Below are 23,695 nucleotides of genomic sequence, written 5' to 3'. Positions count from 1 at the left end.
GAATCCTGGGACGGTCAAACACTCGGAGGGGTAAGTGTGTTGTAAGAAAACAAACATGTCTGAAACCTTTAAAACACACCTCCACTATGGCTCCGATCGACGACCGCTCACTCATTTTATGGATTGGGATAATGACACTCGTGGTACTCGTTTCAACCACCGGGATGCTCCTCAACCGCTACCTCACTCACCGTACCCACCGCAAGGCCCTTGAAGAGTGGAGACTCAAAGCAGTGAGCGCAGAATATCGAGTGAATGCAGACGACGCATCGACACATAGTGTATTGAAAAATATTCAAGAATACCGTCAAGAATAGCGTTTCGCTCCATGCGGTTGAAACGGAAGCGGTGCATATTGGCGAAGGTCATCCGCGAAAGACGCCAGGCCAGGAGCGAAGCTTCCTCTCCGAGATAGCGGCGGTGGAGCGGGGCCGTCATGCGCCATGTGCCGTCTTCCATGTCAAGCAGACTGCCCTGCGTGTAGGTCGAGACATCAGGTTCAATGCCGAGCCGCCTACCGAGATTATAAAGAAAACAGATATGGAAGTTGGCGGTCTGGCGCGAGTCGGCGCCATCGAGAATCCTGACAGCAGCCTCAAGGAATTCATACATTCCTTCATCCGCTCCGCCGCTCTGGAGAACAGCGGCAAGCACCTCGGCCACAAACATAGCTATCATCTGCTTGAAAGGATCGGAATGCAGCTCGGCCAAGGGAATCGACTGTACCACCTGCCGCATCGGAAGAATCTCTCGCCCCGGTCGCGGATCACTCGCACATTCCACCAGCGAGAGCGGCATTGTCAGCGCCCGCATGCGCGCCGCACTCTTGCCCGTCCCGGCCGGCAACGCAAAGGCCACACGCCCAAGCTCGCGGCTGTAAGCCGTGAGAATTATCTGGGAGTCGCTGTGTTTTGTCGCTTTCAGAGCTATGAAATGTAGATTCACTTCCTCGGTTCTATATTATATATTAATAAGGTGGTAAAAGCCAGCCGGCTCACTCCGGATGGCCTCAAAAAGTCCCTTCCGGGCCATTTTCAATGCAAAATTAAGGAAAAACGCGAATAAATACTAAAAATTTCTTAAAATATTTGCAAGTTCCGAAAATGCTTCTTAACTTTGCAATCGCTTTTGGGAAGGCCCATTCGTCTATCGGCTAGGACGCAAGATTTTCATTCTTGAAAGAGGAGTTCGATTCTCCTATGGGCTACTAAACTTAATCAGGAAAATAAAATTAACCGATGGCAAATCATAAATCGTCAATCAAGAGAATTCGTCAGACCGAATCACGTAGACTTCGCAACCGTTACTATGCCAAGACTGCCCGCAACGCCGTCCGCAGCCTTCGCAAACTGACCGACAAAGCAGAAGCAGAATCAGCATTCCGCAAAGTAGGCGCCATGCTCGACCGCCTTGCTTCAAAGCAGTCTATCTCTAAGAACAAAGCTGCCAACCTCAAGAGCAAGCTCGCTCACCACATCGCCAAGCTCGGCTAAGAGGTGACAGCAGGCTTGACCATTCTGACAAGCTATCTTGGTTAAGAAAGGGCCCATTCGTCTATCGGCTAGGACGCAAGATTTTCATTCTTGAAAGAGGAGTTCGATTCTCCTATGGGCTACTTGATCTCAGTAAGATCATCGACATAAACGTTGATGATCTTACTTTTTTATACCCTTTAGAGCCGTTTTAATGGCATTTTATCGGGAAATAGCCACATTAAACAGAAAATAAGCACTCATTTTTTGTGTTTTACAACATATTATCGTATTTTTGTGGCTAAGTTCAATAAATTATCAACAAGGTTCGATGAGTTTCCCATTAAATAGCGCGACAAGCACAGAAGGACGCCGAATGGCTGGAGCCCGCGCACTCTGGCGCGCCAACGGCATGAAGGAAGAGCAGTTCGGCAAACCGATCATAGCCATAGTCAATTCGTTCACACAGTTCGTGCCCGGCCACACACATCTCCACGATATCGGCCAGACAGTCAAAGCGGAAATCGAAAAGCTCGGATGCTTCGCGGCAGAGTTCAACACCATCGCCATTGACGACGGAATCGCTATGGGCCACGACGGGATGCTCTATTCCCTCCCCTCGCGCGACATGATCGCCGACTCCATCGAATACATGGTCAACGCCCACAAGGCCGATGCAATGGTCTGCATATCGAACTGCGACAAGGTGACCCCCGGAATGCTCATGGCAGCCATGCGCCTCAACATCCCCGCCATCTTCGTGTCAGGCGGTCCGATGGAAGCAGGCGATGTCAACGGTCGTGCAGTGGACCTCATCGACATCATGATCGATGCCGCCGACTCTACCGTAGGCGACGAGGCCGTGACCGAACTTGAGCGCAAAGGCTGTCCAACATGCGGATCATGCTCCGGAATGTTCACCGCCAACTCCATGAACTCTCTCAACGAAGCAATCGGCCTCGCCCTCCCCGGCAACGGAACCGTAGTGGCCACTCACATCAACCGCCTGCAACTGTTCAAGAAAGCGGCCGAGATGATAGTGCGCAACACATATGCCTACTACCGCGACGGTGACACCGGTGTGCTCCCACGCAATATAGCCACACGCCAGGCCATGCTCAACGCCATGACCCTCGACATAGCGATGGGCGGCTCGACAAACACAGTGCTCCATCTGCTCGCCGTGGCCCATGAAGCAGGCGCCGACTTCACGATGGATGACATCGACGCGCTCTCGCGCAAGACCCCGGTGCTCTGCAAAGTGGCACCCAACTCCCACTACCACATCCAGGACGTGAACCGCGCCGGAGGCATCCTCTCGATCATGAAGATCCTCGCCGATGCCGGACTCGTAGACCCCGAAGTGAAACGTGTCGACGGCATGACCCTTGCTGAAGCAATGGACCGCTACGCTATCGGAGGCAAAAACTTCGATGCTCAGGCCGATGAACTCTGGAAAAGCGCCCCCGGCATGAAGCGCACCACCGAACTCGGCAAACAGATGAGCTACTACAGCGAACTCGACACAGACCGGACCAACGGCTGCATCCGCGACATGGATCATGCCTATGTAAAAGACGGAGGCCTCGCAGTGCTCAAAGGCAACATCGCCCAGGACGGCTGCGTGGTAAAGACCGCCGGCGTAGACCCAAGCATCTTCCGTTTCAGCGGCCCCGCCAAAGTGTTTACCTCGCAGGAAGCCGCAGTCGACGGCATACTCCGCGACCAGGTCAAGAGCGGCGATGTGGTAGTCATCACCTTCGAAGGCCCCAAAGGAGGACCCGGAATGCAGGAAATGCTCTATCCCACCTCGTATATCAAGAGCAAGCATCTCGGAAAAGAGTGCGCGCTCATCACTGACGGACGATTCTCAGGCGGCACATCCGGCCTCTCGATCGGCCACATCTCGCCGGAAGCTGCCAACGGCGGCAACATCGGACTCGTCCGTGACGGAGACATAATCGAGATCGACATCCCGGCCCGCAGCATCAATGTACGCCTCTCCGACAGCGAGCTCGCTGACCGCCGCAAGGAAGAGGAAGCCCACGGCAACAAAGCATTCACCGCCCGTGACCGCGACCGAAAAATCTCGCTTGCGCTCCGCGCCTATGCCTCTATGGTGACATCAGCCGACAAAGGCGGTGTGCGCCACATCGAAGACTGATCCGCACAGCCCCCTCATAACACTCTTCTCTGCCACATACACAACACACGCTATCAATTTCAGACCCATATAAGTATGAGTGAACGCATCACAGGAGCCGAGGCAATATGCCGCGCATTGCTTGCCGAAGGAGTAGACACTATCTTCGGCTATCCGGGCGGCCAGATTATGCCCTTCTACGACAAACTTTATGATTTCACAGACTCGCTCCGCCACATCCTGACACGCCACGAGCAAGGCGCTGTCCATGCCGCCCAGGGCTATGCCCGCGCATCAGGCCGTGTGGGAGTCGTCACAGTAACCTCCGGCCCTGCAGCCACAAACGTCATCACCGGACTCGGCGACGCCAACATTGACTGCACCCCCATAGTGGTCATTACCGGCCAGGTAGGAGTAGCCTCGCTCGGCACCGATGCCTTTCAGGAAACCGACGTCATCGGCATCACTCAGCCTATAACCAAATGGGCCTACCAGATCCGACGCCCGGAAGAAATTCCCTGGGCGATGGCCCGCGCTTTCTACATCGCCACCACCGGCCGCCCTGGAGCCGTGGTGCTTGACATCACACGCGACGCCCAGGTAGGAACTCTCGACTGGAGCTACAAGAAGACAAACTATATCCGCAGCTACAATCCGGCACCTGAACTGCAGCCCGGCGAAATAATCTCGGCCGCAGCACTCATCAACCGCTCGGAAAGACCGCTGATACTCTCCGGTCACGGCGTAATGCTCTCTGAAGCCGAAACCGATCTGCTTGCTCTCGCCGAGAAAGCCGACATCCCCGTGGCCACCACGCTGCTCGGACTCTCGACCATACCTTCAGAACATCCGCTCAACAAAGGCATGGTCGGAATGCACGGCAACATCGGGCCCAACATCGCTACCAACAATGCCGATGTGATCCTTGCCGTCGGAATGCGCTTCGACGACCGCGTCACCGGAGTGATCAAATCATATGCACCACAGGCCAAGATCATACACATCGACATCGACAGCGCCGAATTCAATAAAAACGTCAAAGCACACATAGCCATCCACGCCGATGCCAAGACCGCCCTGCGCGCACTCCTCCCCCAGATCAATAAAGCCGACCGCAAGGAATGGCTCACAACCTTCGAACGCCCGGAGAATGTGGAACAGGCCGAAGTGATCGAACGCGAGACCGATCCGAAAGACCTTGGTCCGGAATCACCGATGCGCATGGGCGAAGTGGTCAGAAAACTGTCTGAGGCCACCGGCAACAAAGCCATCGTGGTCACTGACGTGGGCCAGAACCAGATGATGAGCGCCCGCTATTCATCCTACACCATGCCCAAGAGCATGATCACCTCCGGCGGCCTCGGCACAATGGGCTTCTGCCTTCCCGCTGCAATCGGCGCCAAACTCGCCGAACCCTCCCGCGAAGTGCTCGCCTTCATGGGCGACGGCGGCTTCCAGATGACCATGCAGGAACTCGGAACCATCCTTGAATACCGCATAGGGGTAAAAATGGTACTTCTCAACAACAACTATCTCGGCAACGTGCGCCAGTGGCAGGCCATGTTCTACAACAACCGCTTCTCGGCCACCCCGATGGTCAACCCCGACTTCGTGGCGATCGCCGCCGCCTACGGCATTCCGGCTGAAAATGTCAGCTGCCGTGCCGAGCTTGACAGCGCCATAGCCCGCATGGCCGCCCACGACGGAGCCTATCTGCTCAACGTCAATATCGACCCGACTGACATGGTCTTCCCGATGGTCACCCCCGGCTCGGCCATTGACAACATTCTTATCAACGCCACAGACAAATACGAGGCCTGACCACCCGCGTCGGCCCAACTTTCAACCGCAAGCCACTATAACAGGATGGAAAAGAAACAACTGTTCACCATATCCGTATTCACCGAAAACCAGGTGGGTCTGCTCAACCGCATCTCCATCATCTTCACCCGCCGCGGCCTCAACCTCGAAAGTGTTTCGTCAAGCGCAAGCTCGGTCCACGGCATCCACAAGATGAACTTCACCTGCAACAGCGACCGTGAGACAATGGAGAAAGTCATCAGCCAGATTGAACGCTGCATTGACGTGCTCCGCGCATTCCTCTATACCGATGACGAGATCGTCTATCAGGAAGTGGCCCTCTACAAGGTGCCCACCCAGAAACTTCTCGATGAGAAAGATTTCGAGCGCATCATCCGCGTGCACAACGCCCGCATTCTCGAACTCACCCGCGAGTACACCATACTCGAAAAAACCGGCCACGAGAGCGAGACCCAGGCCCTCTACGAGCTGCTTGCCAAATACGGCATCCTGCAGTTCATCCGTTCGGGCCGCATCTGCATCACCAAGTCGCCCACCGAACACTTCACCCGCTATCTCGAAGAGCAGGAAGCGCGAGGCAAGGCCCTGTGTGACACCTCCGAGGAATAAGAGATTGTTTTTAGACAACCTCTAAACCTCTAAAGCCGCACTCTCCGTCACCCCTCCCTACCACACACCCAAAGTTCTCTCCATAAACAGTCATATGGCAGACAAAAGATATACCACAGAATTTTTCTTAACGGCAGCGGAAGTCAACTCTCAGCGCGAGATGCCGCTGTCACGTCTGGTCACCACGATCATCGACACCGCCACGGCCCATGCCAACAGGCTCGGCATAGGTTTCGACCGTATGATCAGCGAAGGGATATCCTGGGTGCTGAGCCGGCTGACTATCGACATTGCCGAAAGCCCGTCGGTCAACCGCACATACCGCATGACCACATGGATTGAAAACGTCAACCGGCTCTTCTCCGACAGAAATTTCGAAATGACCGATGCCGAGACCGGACGCATCGTGATCCGCGCCCACTCCACATGGATGGCCGTCAACATGTCAACCCGCCGCCCAGGAGACCTCACACCCATCTGGAAAGGCTTCGACATGGTGGACGGCGCACCGTCAGGCATTGACAACGGCGGAAAACTCCTGCCGCTCTCTGGCTCAGACTTCGAGATGAGCTATCGTTTCGCCGTCTCCGACATCGATGTAAACCGCCACGTCACCACCCGGCGCTACATCGACCTTATCACCGATCTGTGGCCGCTTGAGACCTATGACTCCATGCGCATAAGCCGCTTCGAAGTGGCGTTCAAACATGAAGCCCGCTATGGAGAGACAGCCACAGCCAGCCGCATGGCCCATGCGGAGTCACCGGAGACAGCCACCGCTCAGATCGCCGTGGCCGATACTCCCTGCTGCATAGCGCGCCTGCATTTCAGCGAGCGCTGACAGACCCTTCATCTCCCCCCTCACAGATTCATTCAGGAACAAATTCATAAAAATATACTAATTCACCTATTCAATTATGGCAAAATTAAATTTCGGCGGCGTTGAAGAAACAGTCATCACCCGCGAAGAATTCCCCCTCGAAAAAGCACGCGAAGTACTCAAGGACGAAACAATCGCCGTGATCGGCTACGGAGTCCAGGGCCCCGGCCAGGGTCTCGACCTCCGCGACAACGGCTTCAACGTGATAGTAGGCCAGCGCGAAGGCAAGACCTATGACAAGGCAGTGGCCGACGGCTGGGTTCCCGGCGAAACACTCTTCTCGATCGAAGAAGCCTGCAAGCGCGGCACCATCATCATGTGCCTTCTCAGCGACGCAGCCGTAATCTCACAGTGGCCTGTCATAAAGGAGCACCTCACACCCGGCAAAGCCCTCTATTTCAGCCACGGCTTCGCCATCAACTGGAGCGACCGCACCGGCGTGGTTCCTCCCGCTGACGTCGACGTCATCATGGTAGCCCCCAAGGGATCAGGCACAATGCTCCGCATCCTCTTCAAGGAAGGCAAAGGCACCAACTCAAGCTTCGCCGTCTACCAGGACGCCACTGGCCGTGCGCTTGACCGCACACTCGCCCTCGGCATCGGCATCGGTTCAGGCTACCTCTTCGAAACCACATTCCAGCGCGAAGCTGTCAGCGACCTCACCGGCGAACGCGGCTCACTCATGGGCGCCATCCAGGGCCTCCTCCTCGCCCAGTATGAAGTGCTCCGTGAAAACGGCCACACTCCCTCTGAAGCCTTCAACGAAACCGTCGAAGAACTCACCCAGTCACTCATGCCCCTCTTCGCAGCAAAGGGTATGGACTGGATGTATGCCAACTGCTCTACCACCGCACAGCGCGGCGCTCTTGACTGGATGGGTCCGTTCCACGATGCCATCAAGCCCGTGGTCTACGATCTCTACGAGAGCGTGAAGACCGGACGCGAGGCACAGCGCTCCATCGACTCCAACACCCAGGCCGACTACCGCGAGAAACTTGAAGAAGAACTCAAGGCTCTCCGCGAAAGCGAAATGTGGCGTGCCGGTGCTACCGTGCGCACACTCCGTCCCGAAAACGTCTGATCATCCGCATCAGTCACCATATCGTATCGCCCCGGTCTGCGCGCCTTCCGCCAGACCGGGGCTTTTCTGTCGGCCGCGATCAGCCTCAGACCGCAGTCGCCGCCACGGATCATTGAGACAGGCTGTCTCCTGTAACCGTATCTGTCATATCCCCTTCTTAAGCCACGCACCTGAAAGCAGACGCCAGAGAAAGATCGCCCCGCGGAAACACAGTTCGATGCACATGGCCGTCCATACCCCCGCAAGCCCCATTGTCGGAGCCAAAAGCGCAGCCAATGGCAGACGCACAAGCCAGATGCTGCCGAAGTTCATGCAGGCCGGCACTATAGTGTCACCAACCCCGACCATAACACCATAGCTCACTATCGCCGCCGCAAACATAGGCTCGGCAAATGCCTCTATGCGCAACGACTCTACGCCAAGCGTCTGGATCGCTCCGACGGGCGTCATCAGCTCCATGACCCACGGCGCGCAGACATACATGATAACCCCCATCACCGTCATCATCACCATACCCAGCCCAACGGTGATATAGCCGAAACGGCGCGCCACGTCCATGCGCTGCGCGCCATAGCTCTGCCCCACCAGCGTTGTGGCGGCATCGCCTATCCCGTAGCCGGGCATATAGCATATACTCTCTGCCGTAACGGCAAACGCATTGGCCGCTATAGCCATTATGCCAAGCGGAGCCACTATGACAGTCACCGCTATCTGCGCTCCGCAGATAACGGCATGTTCAAGCGTCATCGGAGCCGATATGCGCAGTGCCTTGCCGATGATCTGGCGCGTAAGCCTGAAACTTCCCGGATGCCCCTTGAGCCTGATGGTCTTCTCGCGTGTGCAGAGAAACCACATCATCAGCCCCGCTGTGACAATCTCCGCCGACACAGTGCCAAGTGCCGCGCCAAGCACTCCGAGACCGGCGCCGGGCACAGTCAGACTGACAGAGCCAAGACCGATTTCACGTGTAGGGAAAATCAGGAAAAAGTTGAAGATTATGTCAAGCACACACATCATCACGTTAAGCCCGCCGGGCACCTTCATATTCCCGACACACCTGAGCATAGCCCCTCCGAGATAATTCATGGTGAGAAGCGGAAGAGCAAGTACAAAAACAAGAAAATAGAGCGAAGCCTTGCCGCATACGGCCTCTGTCCCTCCAAGCCAGACGGGCAGAGGCCACGCTATGGCCGCTCCGACAGCCACAACAGCAAGGCTGAACAGCAGACAGGCCACTATAGACTGACGCAGTATCCGCCGCGCCCCATCATGGTCTGACGCGCCTATACGGTGGGCCACCTGCACGGAAAAACCAACAGTCACCGCCGAACAGATGCCCCAGAAGAGCCACAGACTCGTGGAGACAAGCCCCACGGCCGCTGAATCGTCAGCCCCAAGGCGCCCCACCATCGCCGCATCGATATACTGCATCATTATGCTCGACAGCTGGGCCATCATTGCCGGCCACGACAACTGGAGTGTCAGCCTGAGCTGACTGCCGAAACTCAGCGGCGCTCCTGATCTGATCAATGAAATGTCTGCCACGCCGCCGGTCAGTTTATATTGTTCATGCAGGCCCCCTCAAGATACCCGCATATCCGTTCGAGCCCTTCTTCAAGAATCTGGCGAGGACAGGCAATATTGATGCGCAGATAAGCTCCGTCGCCATACATCGACCCGGAATTCACCCACACACCGGCCTTGTCAAGCAAGCCGCCGGCAAGTTCATCGGCATCAGATCCGAACTTCGAGATATCGACCCACGGCAGATAAGTGCCCTCCAGCCGAGCCACCGCACACTGCGGAAGCCGACGTCCGAGATATTCGCGCAACAGACAGTAATTTTCATAAATATATGCCCTCAGAGCATCGAGCCATTCACTCCCTTCAGGCGAATAGGCAGCCTTCAGCGCTTCGACTCCGAAGGGATTGACATCGCAGACCTCGTTGATATTTACCGCACGGTCAATCAGCTTACGCTCTCCGGGATCAGCCACGATGATGTTGGCAATCTGAAGCCCGGCAGTATTGAAAGCCTTTGACGGTGACAGACACACGACGGCCGACGGATCAACCGTCCCATAAGGCACATAACGGTAACCCGGCATGGTCAGCTCACAGTGAATCTCATCGCTGACCACTCTCACACCGTTTCTCCGGCAGATCTCCGCCACGCGCTCAATCTCCTCCCGGCGCCATACACGCCCGGCGGGATTGTGAGGATTACACAGCAGCATAAGCACGTTTGAGGGATCAGCCGCCAGCCTCTCCAGCCCCTCGAAATCCATCTCATAAGTAAACTCCCCGCCCGGCAGATCGACCCGACGCAGAGGACTCTCCACAATCCGGCAGCCATTGTTGCGGATCGAAGAAAAAAAACAATTGTAGACCGGAGTCTGGACTATCACACCCGACCCCGCAGGCGCAAGAGCCTTGATGATAGCCGATATGGCAGGAACCACACCCGGCACATAGATCACATCCTCACGCCTGAACGGATAAAGATGACGCGAACTGAACCAATCGATAAGAGCACCATAGTAATCATCATCGACCAGAGTGTAGCCGAACACCCCGTGGTCCACACGCCTGCGAAGCGCCTCAACCACACACGGAGCCGTCCGGAAATCCATGTCAGCAACCCAGAGCGGCAACACATCGTCACGCTCATCCCATTTCATGCACCCGCTGCCACGGCGATGCACCACCTTGTCAAAATCGAAATCCATACTCATATCGGCAAATCATATACATATTATAATCTGAATAACAAAACACCACCGCCTAAGTTCCATTTACATACCGATCAGCAACCGGCCTCAGTAACAATCCGGCAGTCGGCAGGAGCAAGCACATTACCGTCAATAATGGTCTCCCCTATCCCCGCAGCCCTTATCGAACCGGTGCGCGGATTCTTCACACTCGTGATGCACGAATTCACCGTCGCCTCAAGCGATGAATCCTCAAACGCCAGATCAGCATCATCCGCCATCTCGCAGTCTTCCATCACAAGCCCCTCGCAATAACACAAAGGCTGAGTGCCGGAAATCCGGCAACGCACCAGACGCAGATTGCGCGAATGCCAGCCAAGATACTCACCGGAAAGCTCCGAATCATAGACCGTCACATTATCAGTATTCCAGAACGCATCCTTCGACTCAATCCTCGCATTGCGGATCACCACATTCCGGCAATACTGAAACGAATAATTCCCCCTCTGCAGATAACCGTCAATATCAATATCCTCGGAATGCATGAACAGATAATCGGCATTCCCCACCTCCACATCACGCAGCTTCACCCCGCGGCAATGCCACAGAGTCTCCTGCGCATCCGGAATCTTCACACGCGTCAGCGAAAGATTCTCCATCTCGCGAAACATCTTCGGAGCCTCGACCAGCGTATCGGTCATCACAAGATTCCTCGAATACCACAACGCCGCACGCGCCCCCGGAGTGAACAGACACAAACTGATCTCAAAACCGTCCACATGCCAGAAAGGATACTTCCCCTCAAAACGGCAGCCCTCGGCCACGACATCAGAACAACACTTCAAAGCCGACTCCCCGGCATGGACAGTCACACCCTCCAGCCGCAGACCCTTCGAAGCAAAAAGCGGACGTTCACCGCCGAATTCCTCATCACGGATAACATTCATAATCTCTTTATTCATCTTATTTACATTGCAAAATTACTAAAAAGTCAGAAAACACAGACCGGTCACCACTCGTCAACACACATCGCCGCCGGCCACACTGCAAAATTACAACCGCCCCGCCACACTCCCCATACCCTAAAAACGGAATTCACAACCCATATTCCCGATAAAATCCACCGCCCACAGCCCACCTTCCCTCCCCCACGTTCACACCCATCAGCCACAACATCCCACCCCACCTACCACATCAGCCCAGCCCCGACCTCCGCGCCCATCTCCACACACCATCTCACACCCTTTCATATCCCCCTTAATACATATACATCCATTATCTATGCCCCTATCTATACTTGTACCTACCATCTATACCCGGTCTATCTATCCTATACCCGGTCCATATCCATCCCCGATACAACTATTATCTATACCAGCCAATATCCATCCACCTCGAAGCCAATCACCATACCTTCCATACCTAAAATTCATAATCCGACACCCTCTCAGCTCAAATTTTCAGTCATTTTTACCCATTTCAAGCCCATTTTATCCCATTTGAATGCCCATTTCGCCCCATTTGCCTAAAAAAATGCAAAAAAAGCTCATTAAAAATTTGCAGGAATAAAAAAAACTCCCTACCTTTGCAACGCAAAACAAAAACGGTGCCATAGCTCAGTTGGTAGAGCAAAGGACTGAAAATCCTTGTGTCCCCGGTTCGATTCCTGGTGGCACCACAAAAGACCGCTAATTCTCAATGAGTTAGCGGTCTTTTATTCAAATATGCCCTTCCGGGTCACCACAAAAGTCACCATGCCCACGCTAATACGCTGTAATATTGCGCGTTATGCGTGTCATGACAAGCATATATATTTTCTTGCGGCAATATAATACACTGATAATCAGTGCACAATTCAAATTCATCCAAATTCATTCAAGCACATTCAACCCCACATCACAGCCTCGAATGCCCAAACTTTAACAGACTTTAACCGTATTCAGGCCTCAAAAATGTGGTGACCTCAGCCAAAATTTTGCTGGGTCACCACGTTAAATCGTTAAATTCCCATAAAAAATTCGTATCTTTGTGGTCGGGTTGAGGTAAGTCTGCCCACGACATTTTGGAAAATAAGAAGCGTTATGCGTCTTGCAAACTGAAAACCTGAGAAACTTTTAGTTTTGATGCAAGAGATAGCATAGTGGTTCTCACGCGCATAGCGTGGGCTACTATTGTTACATCTGCATCATTGGTTTTCTCAGGACCATCAGTTTGGACGTGCATAGTTGGCTCGCGCTTTTCATATCATATAGTAGCCGTTTGGAGCTGACGGCGGCGTTTTTGAAATAAATTGGCAGAAATATTCAATTCTTATATGTCGCAGGTCAATCTCGCCGGTCTCATAGAGCTTTGCGAGAGGGAGGGTAAGCATGTAATTTATGAGAAAGGGGAATACCTACTTCATCAGGGTGATACTGAGAGGCATATATCGCTTGTAAAATCTGGCTATTGTCGATATACCTGCCTGAAATCTGATGGCAGTGAGGCTGTAGTGGGACTTGCAATGACAGGAGAATTTGTTACCGACTTCAATAATGGCATAAGGAAGATTCCGGCATTAGCATCACAAGTGGCTTCCGTGCGGACTGAAGTGCTTCAACTTCCATTCGTATATGCGTTGGAAAAGTTGTGTCAAACAGAGCCAAATTTCCTTTACACAGCATCAGATGCCCTTTTCAGAATGTGTTATACCCGGTTGCTTGAACTATATGTCCTTTCGCCGACAGAACGATATTGTAAATTCGCAGCTTCATACCCCGATATCGTTTCCAAAATCAAGCTCAAGGAATTAGCTTCATACCTCCAAATTTCTCCTCAGCACCTTCTAAGAATAAAAAAATCGCAGGAAAAAGGGGATAAAAATGACTGAATTGAACATTTGTTCAGTTTCAAACGGGAGATTTTGGCGATATTTGCACTTCAAATAGGATTTAATATGATAAATCGAATCATCACATCAATATTTTGCGCCTCTCTTGCGATTGCAGCAATCGCGCAGACTGAAACGCCCGACAGCATCAAAACACAGCATCTTGACGAGGTTGTTGTCGAAGCGCAAATGCAACGCACCTCCCCGACCTCGATAACCTATATCCCAACCGGCAAGCAAAAGAACGCCTCACAAAATGCAGTCGATCTTTTGCGTCAGATGGCTATGTCTCAAATTCAAATAAATCCCGTCAGTGAAGCAGTTACTGACAATGCCGGTGGAGAGGTGGCTATTTTTATAAATTTCCTCGAAGCATCAAAGGAGGAAATGGAAGGGCTGCGGACTCCCGACGTGAAAAAAGTCGAGTATCTTGAATTTCCTACTGACCCTCGTTTCCGAGGTGCTCAGCGTGTAATTAATATTATTGTTCAGGAATATGCTTATGGTGGTTACACAAAGCTGACAACAAACGAAAACTTCCTTGTCGGCTTTTCAAGCCGCAACAACATTTTCTCAAAATTCTCTTACAAGAAAATGACTTACGACCTTTATGTTGGAGCCAACAATTGGAATAACCACCATATCGGAAACAATGTAAAAGGAATCTATTCGCTCAAAAATGCTGACGGTAAGGATTATCAGCTAATCCGAACAGAAACCCTTGATGACTCGCATTACAAGCAGAATCAGTATCCTGTAACTTTTCGTGCCACATACGCCTCGGAGAAAATACAGATACGCAATACAGTTGGTTTTACACATTTAGATATCCCTGTTTATGACCAGCGAGGTAATCTTACCTATCAACCTGGAAGTGAGCAAAACTATACTTTCAACAGGAGCAATCCAAATCGCAACAACTCTTTGGCCTATCAAGGCTCTTTCTTTTTCTCATTGCCTAAACAGTTTTCGATAGATATTTCACCGCGTTTCAATTACACGCATAGCAACGACAATCTTTCGTATTCTACATCAAATTCTCCTGAAATAGTCCGTAATGCCCGTGAGAACGCTTACAACTATAGAGTTGACGCTTATTTGCAAAAGCGCATAGGACAAAAGCATACTGCTATGCTTGGAGTCAACGGCGGTGACAACATCAATCGGCTACGTTATTCCGGGACAAACAGCTATTATGACCGCTTCCACAATGCGTTTGCCGCCGGTATGCTATGCTATAATTTTCAGACCCAAAAGATAAGCCTCTATGCTGATGCCGGAGTTTGTTGGGAAGGGAGTGACATTAACGGGGAGAAATATAATGACACATATCCGTTCACACATATCAACCTTCGTTTCTCGCCAAACTCCAAAAATGCTTTTTCTGCTTATTTCCAATATGCCACCAATAGCCCGGGTATAAACCAGAAGGCATCAGATATTCTGCAAGAAAATGAATATATGTATATAACCGGTAATCCGCTGCTTAAAAACAGCAGACATGTAACACTAAATGTTGCCTATACATGGATGCCGACAAACGCTTTCGGCATGAGCGCTTTTAGTAATTTTTTGGAATACTTTGACCGACAGATTATAATATATGAGCCATATAATAACGGTCAGGCTCTCATCAGAAACTACCACAACAGTGGCAATTATATCAAAGAGGAAATAGGACTTGCCGCAAACTGGAAACTGCTCGGAGGAAAACTTCAACTCTATGCAAGCCCCAAACAGTCTTTCTACAAATCTACCGGCATATATAATAAGTCGTATAATCCCTTCACTATAACAGCCCAAGCGACATATTATCTCAACAGTTTCTACTTTCAGGCATATTATCAGTCATCCGGTAAGCAGATGTTCACCTCATCACCGCAAATTTACAAAGATAGAAACTTTCACAGCCTTACAGTGGGCTGGGCTAATTCCGACTGGAATGTCAGGGTAATGGCGGCAAACTTTTTTAATAAGGGTTGGAACAGTGCAGATATAGTTACAGAATCGCCGCTATATACAGAATATAGAGAAAATATCGGTACATCATCCCACTTTCGTATCAATATAACTGCGACTTATACTTTTGGTTACGGCAAAAAAGTGCAGCGCGGCAATGAAGTCGGCGAACAGTCAGGCGCGAACTCCGCGATAATTAAATAGGAATATGAATATTCTAATTATAGGAGCTACATCCGGCATCGGACGCAGACTTTGGGAGCATTATGTTTCAAGTGGACATAATGTAATCGTCGTCGGCAGAAGAAAAGAACTGCTTGACAATATGGCGCGAAATTGTCCTGAACATACACTGCCGGTTGTGTGTGATATTTCTCAAACGGACTCATTTGATAACGCTTTGGAATCTATCATTCGCAAACATCGACACATTGATTTGGCTATTATATGCGCAGGAATTGGAGAACTTAATCCGAAGTTGGATGTCGAGACAGAGTTATCCACTCTTTCTGTAAACGTAATGGGTTGGGCTAATACCGTAGCATCAATTTACAGGCTCTTTGAACGGCAGAAATCAGGTCATCTTGTTACCATTACCTCTGTTGGTGGATTACAGCCTACTCCTATTGCCCCATCATATAGCGCATCAAAGGCATTTCAGATAAATTACACGAAATCTTTGCAGAACAAATCCAAAGGAACGGATATAATTGTCACAGAGATTCGTCCCGGACTGGTTGATACCCGTATGGCAAAAGGAGAAGGACTGTTCTGGGTAATGCCTCTTGATAAGGTCTGTCGAAAAATAATCAAGGCAATTGACAAGAAGCAAAAAAGGCTTATTGTCACTCGCCGATGGCGAATAATAAGTTTTGCATTAAAACATCTGATGTAAACACAAATCCACCGAAAGAAGTGATTTTCTCTCGGTGGTTTTTTGATTAGTGTAGTTTTGGCCCTTTTCGTCGCAGTTTTGCTTTCTGCTCGTCACGGAAACGGTGTAAAGCCTCTTCGATGCTCATGCCGGGGTGCATTTCAAGGAAGTGCTTGAAGTCGTCCGGCATTCCTCTGTCGTGAGCGAAACCTTGTTCTTCAGGAATGTTTCCACCGAGAGAAGGCGATGATAGGCGGATTCCGGCAGTCGGCGATGACGATACGGGGGATTGCTTTGCTGCCAGTTGTCGCAGGAAGGCTTCCGGAATTTTGTGGTCGTAGGGATATGTACGGCTCATTACGGGTTCTCGTTTGTCGAAATCGTACCAAATCCAATGGTTGATTGGCACAACGCCTCCGGGGTCACAGATTCCGATGCTGATGAACTTGCCTTCCTGATAGGCTTGTTGCTTTAGTCGGTCAATCTTTACGCCGCATACTATATCCGGCAATGGCGGGATAACAATAGGCTCCGGATGCTTTGATTTAGGCTGTGACTGCCGTTGCGGTTTAGGCTGTGGTGCGGTTCCGGGTTGAGTCTTTGCCGCTTGTTGTTTCTCTCGACGAGCCTTGAATTTCAATTCAAGATTCTCGCGGCTGAAAAAGGGATCGAGTTTCTTATACCAGAATTCATGTCTGCCAGTGCAGTAATACAGATTCGTTTTCCCTGATTGGCCGGTCTTTTCCTTGACCGTTATACCCTGCCGCTTAAGAGCAATGAGAAACGAGTTCCAGTCCTGAATCTCCGGACGGATGTACACTCCGGCTATATTGTGGACAAGCGGGTAACGGATTTTATCTTTTCCCCTCAGTTTTGAAACATCTGTATTAAGTTTGCTCTTGCCCTGCGTAAGACGGTGTTTCAGATTGAGAGCCTTGCAGACGCGCTCATTCTTCTTGAAGTTGGTGGTCTGCGTCAGAATCTTTCCGTCATAGTCAACTCTGCTGAAAACGATATGACAGTGCGGATGTGCCTTGTCAAAATGTCGTACCACTATGTACGGGGTATTGGTCAGCCCCATCTGCCTCATATATTCCTGCGCCACCTCAGTCATAAGTTTGTCCGTCATCTTCGGAGCATCGTCTGGATGAAAGTCGAGTGATATATGACCGACCGGGTCTTTTATAGGCTTACGTTGTCGCGACGGTCGGGCGATGTCGTCAGCCATAGCCTTGCGGCCTTCATATATCCTTATGTCGCCGGAGGAAGACAGGAGTTTCCAGTCTTTGGAAAGATGGTCGATTATATCCTCTCCTTTGTTGCTCTCATATTTCCTTTCATCGGCTTTCAGCCCTTTCGACTGCTCCTTATAGAGCTTTTCTTCGAGCTTGCGGCGGGTGACATAATCGACACATCCGCCAAAGCCTGAGCCGCTTATTATATATGCTATCATAGGAAATTAAGAACTTAATTTTGCGAAGAGTTCGCGGAAACGATTGAGGTAGTATTGCACATCGCGGGCCATGGCGTCGAGCCCGCGCTGATGGCAGAGACGCAGGAGCTGGTTGAAATTGTTGCTCATGCTGGAGAGATTGCGGGCGATTCTCATTTCTGATTCATCGAGGCGTGGAACAATGTGGGGATTGAGCGTCACCGAACGGATATATTCGCTGACATTTTTCATTCCCGTGCGCTTGACATTGGCAAGCAGGAGGGTGTTTTCAGCCTCGTTGTATCGCGTGTGCCGGACGTAGGACTGACGTTCTTCTTCCGGCAAGGCGGGACGGCCGTTGCGGTGTCCTGCCTTGAGATTCGATTTGCGGGTCGGGGATTTCGGTTTCATTGGCGTGGGGGATTGAGGGTTTGAAAATGGAGGGGCAAAGCGGATTCGGTACACCGGTGTACCGCTCCACCCGGTGTAATGGAGGGTGGCGAGGGGAGCAACATGGTTGCGACGATTTTTGTATCACAAAAATCTAACCTCAATTTTAGCTTTGGGTATATTTGTGTTGATTATCAATGCTATAACTATGTGCCATTGTACTAAATTTGTACTATTTAGACAGTTGGCTGAAAACAAATAGAAACGATTTATAGATAATTTGCGGTAGTTAACTTTATTTATTTGCCTTATTTTTCTTCTTTCGGTGGTAAGGTTGGTGTCGGGATATGGGCTGGTGAAAAGAAAAACTGATACGGACATTTCTCTTTTGCCCAGCACATATATAGGTTTGGTTCGGTATAGATGTATATATCTAAGGCTAAACCAAACCTATTTTCTCATAAGCTATTATTACTGTCCGCTAAACTTTTTTTGAGCGATTGAAAAATTAGGGCTGACACCTATTGCAGGAGTCAGCCCTAAATGGTTATTTTGGTGTCGCCAAACAATCCATGAATAACCATGAGTAAAAGTAGTAATTTCTTCGGACAGCCGATATATGGACAGCTGATAAAATCACTCAATCGTGAAAAAATTGTTGAATTCAGCCGAAAACACGGCGGAGAGAAGTATGTAAAGAGCTTTGACGGCTATACGCATCTGCTTACGATGCTCTATGCCGTGATCCAGCGCTTCGACTCATTGCGTGAGATAGAGACATCTATGACAGCGGAGGTTCGCAAACTGCACCATGTCGGAATTGATACTGTACCAAAGCGCAGCACCCTGTCGGATGCAAATGCCCGACGGTCAGAGAAGTTCTTTGAGGATGTCTATCGCGACCTGTATGCAGCCAACAAAGACATTCTTTCATCGGACAGCAGACGCAACGGCACGGAAGAGTGGATAAAGCAGCTTAGGATTATCGATTCCACTACAATCACATTGTTCTCCAACGCTATTTTCAAGGGCGTTGGTCGACACCCCAAGACGGGAAAGAAGAAAGGCGGCATAAAGGTACACTCTGTCATACACGCCAACGAGGGGGTTCCCTGCGATGTGCAGTTCACTTCGGCGGCCACCAATGACTCTTTCATGCTTGCTCCGAGCCATTACAGCCACAACGAGATAGTCGCTCTTGACCGCGCCTATATCAATTATGCCAAATTCGAGGAACTGACGGACCGTGGCGTTGTATATGTCACCAAAATGAAGAAAAACCTCAGTTATGAGGTACTTGTAGACTGTATGCATCAGAACCCGCAGGGACTGATGGAATACCGTGAACAGGTCGTGGTGTTCCGTAAAGACGGCATAAACCACATCGCCAGAATAATTACATACGTTGACATCAAGAAGAACGGGAAGCCAAAACTCATATCGCTTCTGACCAACGACTTCGACATGCCGCCAGAGATAATCGTGGCGATATACCGCCGCCGATGGCAGATAGAGTCTCTTTTCAAGCAGATCAAACAGAACTTCCCCTTGAGATACTTCTATGGCGAGAGCGCCAACGCCATCAAAATCCAGATATGGGTTACACTCATCGCAAATCTGCTGCTGTCAGTACTTCAAAGCAAACTCGAAAGACGTTGGAGCTTCTCAGGGCTTGCTACAATCGTCAGAATTGTGCTGATGTATTACCTGAATCTCGAAAAGTTCCTCAATCAGCCCGATGCAGACCTGAAAATCATGCTCGCCGAAGCATCGGAATCGCCTCCCGAAGTTCCTGAAAACTGCTGAGGGGGCTTGTCAAATACAAAAAGTAAGCCCAACTTCTGCCGTTCAGGAAGTTGGACTCGCCTTTTTATGGTTTAGCGGACAGTAATAATAAGCTATTGACACGAGCCATAAAAAGTTGTAACTTTGCAGTTGAAAATAACGGAGGCAGAGGCTTCTGATAACATAATTAATAGCGTTTGCTATTTGTTCCAATCAGAATGAAACGTCGGAAATTTCATTGTGTTATGAATGAGGAACAAGTCGCGAACGTCCGTGCATTGCATGGGCGTGACTTGCCGTTCATAACACCAATCCGACGGGTGCATTCTGGGCAGTCATTGCCCATGCTTTTGCATTCGTCGAATTTGATTTATGAGCATTGGCATTCGCACAAACGATATGCCAATGAACAAAAATGGATTGGTAGGAGGTCTGATAACATTGGGGCTTCTTACCTCACAAGTCTCTGGGTACGCCCAAACATCCAATTTTGAAGAATCATCAGATATGATTTTTCAAGATACACAGCGGACTGTCAACACCTTGTCGATTGACAGTACATTAGTTTTCAATCAGTACAAACCTGAATGTTCTAAATTCAATGCTAAACAACTAATTTTACCAGGAGTTCTTATAGCTGTTGGTACTTTTGGAGTATACAATGGAGCATTCAAAAAGTTAGACACAAACATCAAAAATGGAATGGATAATCTGCGTGGAAATCATTTCTTCCGTGCCGATGATTATGTCCAATATCTTCCTGCCATAACGTATCTGACATTTGGATCAATCGGTATCAAATCAAAACATAGTTTTAAAGAGCGTGTCGTGGTGGAAGCTACCGCCTACTTAACCATGACGGCGTTTACAAATATCGGTAAATATTCATTCAAAGAAAAAAGACCGGATTCCAATGCAAGGAATTCGTTTCCCTCAGGACATACTGCCACCGTGTTTACCGGAGCAGAATTAATGAGAGAAGAATATGGGCTTGGTATGGGAATAGGGGCTTATAGCGTTGCTGTTGGGGTTGCTTTCCTGCGCCTTTATAACGGTCGCCATTGGCTAAACGATGTTATTGCGGGAGCAGGTGTAGGCATCCTATCTGCAAGGATAGGCTATTGGATGCTTCCGTTATATCAAAGATGGTTTAAATGGGACAGTCCATGTTCAGATATCATCGTCATATCACCAGTCTATAATCCTGCCGAGCATTCTTTCTCAATTAACTTGGCATACACCTTCTAATAATCATGCCAACGGTTTCCAAAGGTTAACCTTTGGCTCATTCGGGATATTTTCAGCGTTGACTTGTCAATGCGGCTCGGAAAATTCCCTAATGAGCTAAGGAATTTCCTGTCGGTGTAATTTCCACGACGGTGTTGTGGTTGTATTTTGCATTGGTTTTGATATTGATTTACGGAATGACTGAATGATTAAATGACTGAATGATTAGATGATTAGTCACTCAGTCATTTTGTCATCTAAATGATTAATCATTCAGTCATCAATTCATCGAATCATTTAATCATCCGGATGATTGGTCACTTTGTCATTCAGTCATTTCATCATTGATGTTAGAGGGCATTACTGGGTGATGAGGTTGTGGAGCGTTTTGGGATTACAGGTAATACCTAAGCATAAACTCGCTCCACCCTAAAACGACCTCCTATGGCAATGAGAAAAACAAAGAGCGGTCACGGCAGTGACTGCGGTTTCGGCGGTGGCTTTTCGGAGAAAAAGGAATCCCGAAACATATCCTTGCACTCCTTTTTTTCTCATCGTCATAATGACGATAGTCAGTGTAATGACAGTATTCGTTTAAGTCAACACATCCACTGCAATGACTGTAGCAATTTAGTGATTATATCCGACCGTCGGAAGAGAGCCTTTTGAGGTAGTCAGACGGTATCTTGCCGATTACGAAAATCCGATTTTTCTCATTGTCCCCCTTGCATTCTTTGCACTTTTGCACAATCAAGGGTCAGCTTCATCAAGGAATAAGGGTGTGTGGTATCTGTGTTATTTCAATATTACCCCGTGGCATTTTTGACACTTTGGCATTTTCAAAGTGTGCAAGAATGCAAGGTGTGCAATGGGATAATTCCTGAAAAATGTTGACTGACACCGCCACACTATCTGCATTTCCTGCATTTTCAAGTTCCAAAATGCGGATAATGTAGAAAATGCAAGCGTATTTCATCGTTTTTTCTTTTCGCTGCCCCATATAGTCTTGGTTTGGATCAGCCCAATATATACACCCCATACTGAACCAAACCAAAATCCGAGGATGATGACCGCCGAAAAAGAAGAACCCTCCGATGTCGGTCGGAGAGTTCCAAAAGTGCCAAAGTGTCAAAAATGCCACGGTGTAAAATCTACATGCTGACCGCCTCGCAGTCATAGTCAAGGTCGCCGAGGCTGTTGATTGCGTCCTGCTTCTGCTGGTCAATGACGTGGAGATATTTCTCGGTCATCTTGATACTTGAATGTCCCATTAGAGAGGCAACGGTCTTGATGTTCGCTCCTGCACCAAGCACATTTACAGCGAAACTGTGGCGGGCGCAATGCCATGTGATAGTCTTGTTGATTCCTGCTGCCTTTACCCATTTCTGCAAGCGTGTGATTGCGGTTGTGCGGTAGCAGGTGATATTGAATATTTTTTCGGAAGTGTGTTGTATAGGATTCCCGATGAGTTTCAGCAACGTTGGACTTAATGGGATTGTGACACCGCTGTGTGCGCTACGCCCCTCGGTCTTTTGTTGGTTGAATCGGAGTATCTTTGCCGAGAAATCGACATTGGCGTGTGTGAGGCTCACGGTGTCACACCAGCGTATGCCGGTGAAACAGCAAAAGAGAAATGCTCGTTGCAGTGCCGTGTCCTCACCCTCGTAATGAGTGGCGGCAAGGCGTTTGATTTCATCCATTGTCAGTATCTCTTTTTTCAGCGTGTTCACGTCACGGTGGATTACGATTCCTTTGCACGGATTCTTTTTCATCAGTCCTTCTTCTATCGCATGGAGAATTACGGTTCGGAACATATAGTATGACTTATGCGCTCCCTCTCCTTTGGCGACTTTCTTCAGATAGTCTGTGAAACTCGTCACCATTTCGGGTGTAATCAATTCCATGCGCAGAAACGATGTGTAACGTTGGAAGCGTGGTGTAGCCTCAAGGAATCTCATAAAGCGGTTGTAAGAGGTCTTGTAGGTAGTTCTCACTGGCTTTGAATACAACTCGTTCTCCCAATGTTTGCGGAAGTATTTGATAAAGTCGTTCTCACCGTCCTTTTTCAGTCGGTATCCCTCACGGTCTTCGAGAAATTCCTGCTCACGCTCAAACCGTATCTTCTCGGCGAGTGCGAGAGTATTCTTGTTTTGGGTGCGTTCCTGCTGGTTGCGAGGGTATAGCCATATATAGAGGTTCAGCACCTCTCGTTTGCGGATATGCTTGATTCTATATTTCGGTTTTCCTTTCATCGCCCCCTCGGTATAGAGGACATGGTTGCCGTTTTCATCAAGCACCGGGGTTTCGTTGCGTCCGAGATAATACTCCAACGCAAGGCTTGCCCGACCGTCCTGCAATTCGGACTGCACGAGTTTCGGGTTCTGTTTGTTCTTGCTTTCTACTTTAGCCATAGGTGATTATCTTTGTTTGATGCAAAGGTAA

The 23,695-nt window shown here is 49.8% G+C and carries 19 protein-coding genes and 3 tRNA genes; 14 read left to right on the top strand and 8 right to left on the bottom strand.

The window, feature by feature from the left end; genetic code table 11:
- Nucleotides 1–225: 225 nt before the first annotated feature.
- Nucleotides 226–945, bottom strand: coding sequence for a DNA repair protein RecO (locus FDZ78_RS09505; RefSeq protein WP_136408466.1), 720 nt, complete (start codon nucleotides 943–945; stop codon nucleotides 226–228).
- 190 nt (nucleotides 946–1,135) lie between these two features.
- Here FDZ78_RS09505 and FDZ78_RS09500 point away from each other — a divergent pair.
- The 8 genes from FDZ78_RS09500 to ilvC all read left to right on the top strand — a co-directional run bounded on the left by FDZ78_RS09500 (nucleotide 1,136) and on the right by ilvC (nucleotide 8,006).
- Nucleotides 1,136–1,207, top strand: a tRNA-Glu gene (locus FDZ78_RS09500).
- 31 nt (nucleotides 1,208–1,238) lie between these two features.
- Nucleotides 1,239–1,493, top strand: coding sequence for a 30S ribosomal protein S20 (rpsT, locus tag FDZ78_RS09495; protein ID WP_107032264.1), 255 nt, complete (start codon nucleotides 1,239–1,241; stop codon nucleotides 1,491–1,493).
- A gap of 50 nt (nucleotides 1,494–1,543) precedes the next feature.
- A tRNA-Glu gene (locus tag FDZ78_RS09490) sits at nucleotides 1,544–1,615 on the top strand.
- Nucleotides 1,616–1,803: 188 nt separating this feature from the next.
- Nucleotides 1,804–3,636: a dihydroxy-acid dehydratase gene (gene ilvD / locus FDZ78_RS09485; RefSeq protein WP_136408465.1), complete on the top strand. Its 1,833-nt coding sequence runs from the start codon at nucleotides 1,804–1,806 to the stop codon at nucleotides 3,634–3,636.
- A gap of 75 nt (nucleotides 3,637–3,711) precedes the next feature.
- Nucleotides 3,712–5,436 (top strand): biosynthetic-type acetolactate synthase large subunit, encoded by a 1,725-nt coding sequence (gene ilvB, locus FDZ78_RS09480; RefSeq protein WP_123399508.1) that lies wholly within the window; start codon nucleotides 3,712–3,714, stop codon nucleotides 5,434–5,436.
- Between the two features lie 45 nt (nucleotides 5,437–5,481).
- A complete protein-coding gene (gene ilvN / locus FDZ78_RS09475; RefSeq protein WP_107032261.1) occupies nucleotides 5,482–6,045 on the top strand; it encodes an acetolactate synthase small subunit in 564 nt (187 codons plus the stop codon).
- A gap of 94 nt (nucleotides 6,046–6,139) precedes the next feature.
- A complete protein-coding gene (locus FDZ78_RS09470; RefSeq protein WP_123399506.1) occupies nucleotides 6,140–6,886 on the top strand; it encodes an acyl-[acyl-carrier-protein] thioesterase in 747 nt (248 codons plus the stop codon).
- A 76-nt stretch (nucleotides 6,887–6,962) separates the two neighbouring features.
- Entirely contained in the window at nucleotides 6,963–8,006 is a 1,044-nt protein-coding gene (gene ilvC, locus FDZ78_RS09465; protein ID WP_107032259.1) for a ketol-acid reductoisomerase, read from the top strand.
- A gap of 144 nt (nucleotides 8,007–8,150) precedes the next feature.
- Here the strand turns inward: ilvC and FDZ78_RS09460 are convergent, their stop codons facing one another.
- The 3 genes from FDZ78_RS09460 to FDZ78_RS09450 form a co-directional block, all read right to left on the bottom strand.
- Complete coding sequence (locus FDZ78_RS09460) at nucleotides 8,151–9,551, bottom strand: MATE family efflux transporter (RefSeq protein WP_240740376.1); 1,401 nt, start codon at nucleotides 9,549–9,551, stop codon at nucleotides 8,151–8,153.
- Nucleotides 9,552–9,559: 8 nt separating this feature from the next.
- Nucleotides 9,560–10,735 carry a MalY/PatB family protein gene (locus FDZ78_RS09455; protein WP_136408464.1) on the bottom strand — a complete coding sequence of 392 codons (1,176 nt, stop codon included), beginning with the start codon at nucleotides 10,733–10,735 and terminating at the stop codon, nucleotides 9,560–9,562.
- Between the two features lie 77 nt (nucleotides 10,736–10,812).
- Nucleotides 10,813–11,664 carry a DUF3737 family protein gene (locus tag FDZ78_RS09450; protein ID WP_107032316.1) on the bottom strand — a complete coding sequence of 284 codons (852 nt, stop codon included), beginning with the start codon at nucleotides 11,662–11,664 and terminating at the stop codon, nucleotides 10,813–10,815.
- 658 nt (nucleotides 11,665–12,322) lie between these two features.
- Here FDZ78_RS09450 and FDZ78_RS09445 point away from each other — a divergent pair.
- From FDZ78_RS09445 to FDZ78_RS09430, 4 genes are all read left to right on the top strand, one after another.
- A tRNA-Phe gene (locus FDZ78_RS09445) sits at nucleotides 12,323–12,395 on the top strand.
- Between the two features lie 612 nt (nucleotides 12,396–13,007).
- Nucleotides 13,008–13,586: a Crp/Fnr family transcriptional regulator gene (locus FDZ78_RS09440; protein ID WP_124076113.1), complete on the top strand. Its 579-nt coding sequence runs from the start codon at nucleotides 13,008–13,010 to the stop codon at nucleotides 13,584–13,586.
- A 66-nt stretch (nucleotides 13,587–13,652) separates the two neighbouring features.
- On the top strand, nucleotides 13,653–15,749 hold the full coding sequence (locus FDZ78_RS09435) for a TonB-dependent receptor (RefSeq protein ID WP_136408463.1): 2,097 nt from the start codon (nucleotides 13,653–13,655) through the stop codon (nucleotides 15,747–15,749).
- A 4-nt stretch (nucleotides 15,750–15,753) separates the two neighbouring features.
- Nucleotides 15,754–16,440 (top strand): SDR family oxidoreductase, encoded by a 687-nt coding sequence (locus FDZ78_RS09430; RefSeq protein ID WP_124076400.1) that lies wholly within the window; start codon nucleotides 15,754–15,756, stop codon nucleotides 16,438–16,440.
- Nucleotides 16,441–16,486: 46 nt separating this feature from the next.
- On the opposite strand, the gene FDZ78_RS09425 is transcribed toward FDZ78_RS09430, so the two are convergent.
- On the bottom strand, nucleotides 16,487–17,872 hold the full coding sequence (locus FDZ78_RS09425; protein ID WP_124076402.1) for a relaxase/mobilization nuclease domain-containing protein: 1,386 nt from the start codon (nucleotides 17,870–17,872) through the stop codon (nucleotides 16,487–16,489).
- A 6-nt stretch (nucleotides 17,873–17,878) separates the two neighbouring features.
- Entirely contained in the window at nucleotides 17,879–18,262 is a 384-nt protein-coding gene (locus tag FDZ78_RS09420) for a hypothetical protein (protein ID WP_124076404.1), read from the bottom strand.
- A gap of 561 nt (nucleotides 18,263–18,823) precedes the next feature.
- Here FDZ78_RS09420 and FDZ78_RS09415 point away from each other — a divergent pair.
- On the top strand, nucleotides 18,824–20,047 hold the full coding sequence (locus FDZ78_RS09415) for an IS4 family transposase (protein WP_136408462.1): 1,224 nt from the start codon (nucleotides 18,824–18,826) through the stop codon (nucleotides 20,045–20,047).
- A 384-nt stretch (nucleotides 20,048–20,431) separates the two neighbouring features.
- Complete coding sequence (locus FDZ78_RS09410; protein ID WP_160631798.1) at nucleotides 20,432–21,274, top strand: phosphatase PAP2 family protein; 843 nt, start codon at nucleotides 20,432–20,434, stop codon at nucleotides 21,272–21,274.
- Nucleotides 21,275–22,019: 745 nt separating this feature from the next.
- Here the strand turns inward: FDZ78_RS09410 and FDZ78_RS09405 are convergent.
- Entirely contained in the window at nucleotides 22,020–22,394 is a 375-nt protein-coding gene (locus FDZ78_RS09405) for a hypothetical protein (protein ID WP_136408460.1), read from the bottom strand.
- 10 nt (nucleotides 22,395–22,404) lie between these two features.
- Nucleotides 22,405–23,664 (bottom strand): site-specific integrase, encoded by a 1,260-nt coding sequence (locus tag FDZ78_RS09400; RefSeq protein ID WP_136408459.1) that lies wholly within the window; start codon nucleotides 23,662–23,664, stop codon nucleotides 22,405–22,407.
- Nucleotides 23,665–23,695: the final 31 nt, after the last annotated feature.

Origin of the sequence: Duncaniella sp. B8, from assembly GCF_005304985.1 — a bacterium.
In the GTDB taxonomy this organism is placed as follows: Bacteria; Bacteroidota; Bacteroidia; order Bacteroidales; family Muribaculaceae; genus Duncaniella; species Duncaniella muris.
Note: the sequence above shows the minus strand (reverse complement) of the source record. Positions and strands in the feature narration are given on the sequence as shown.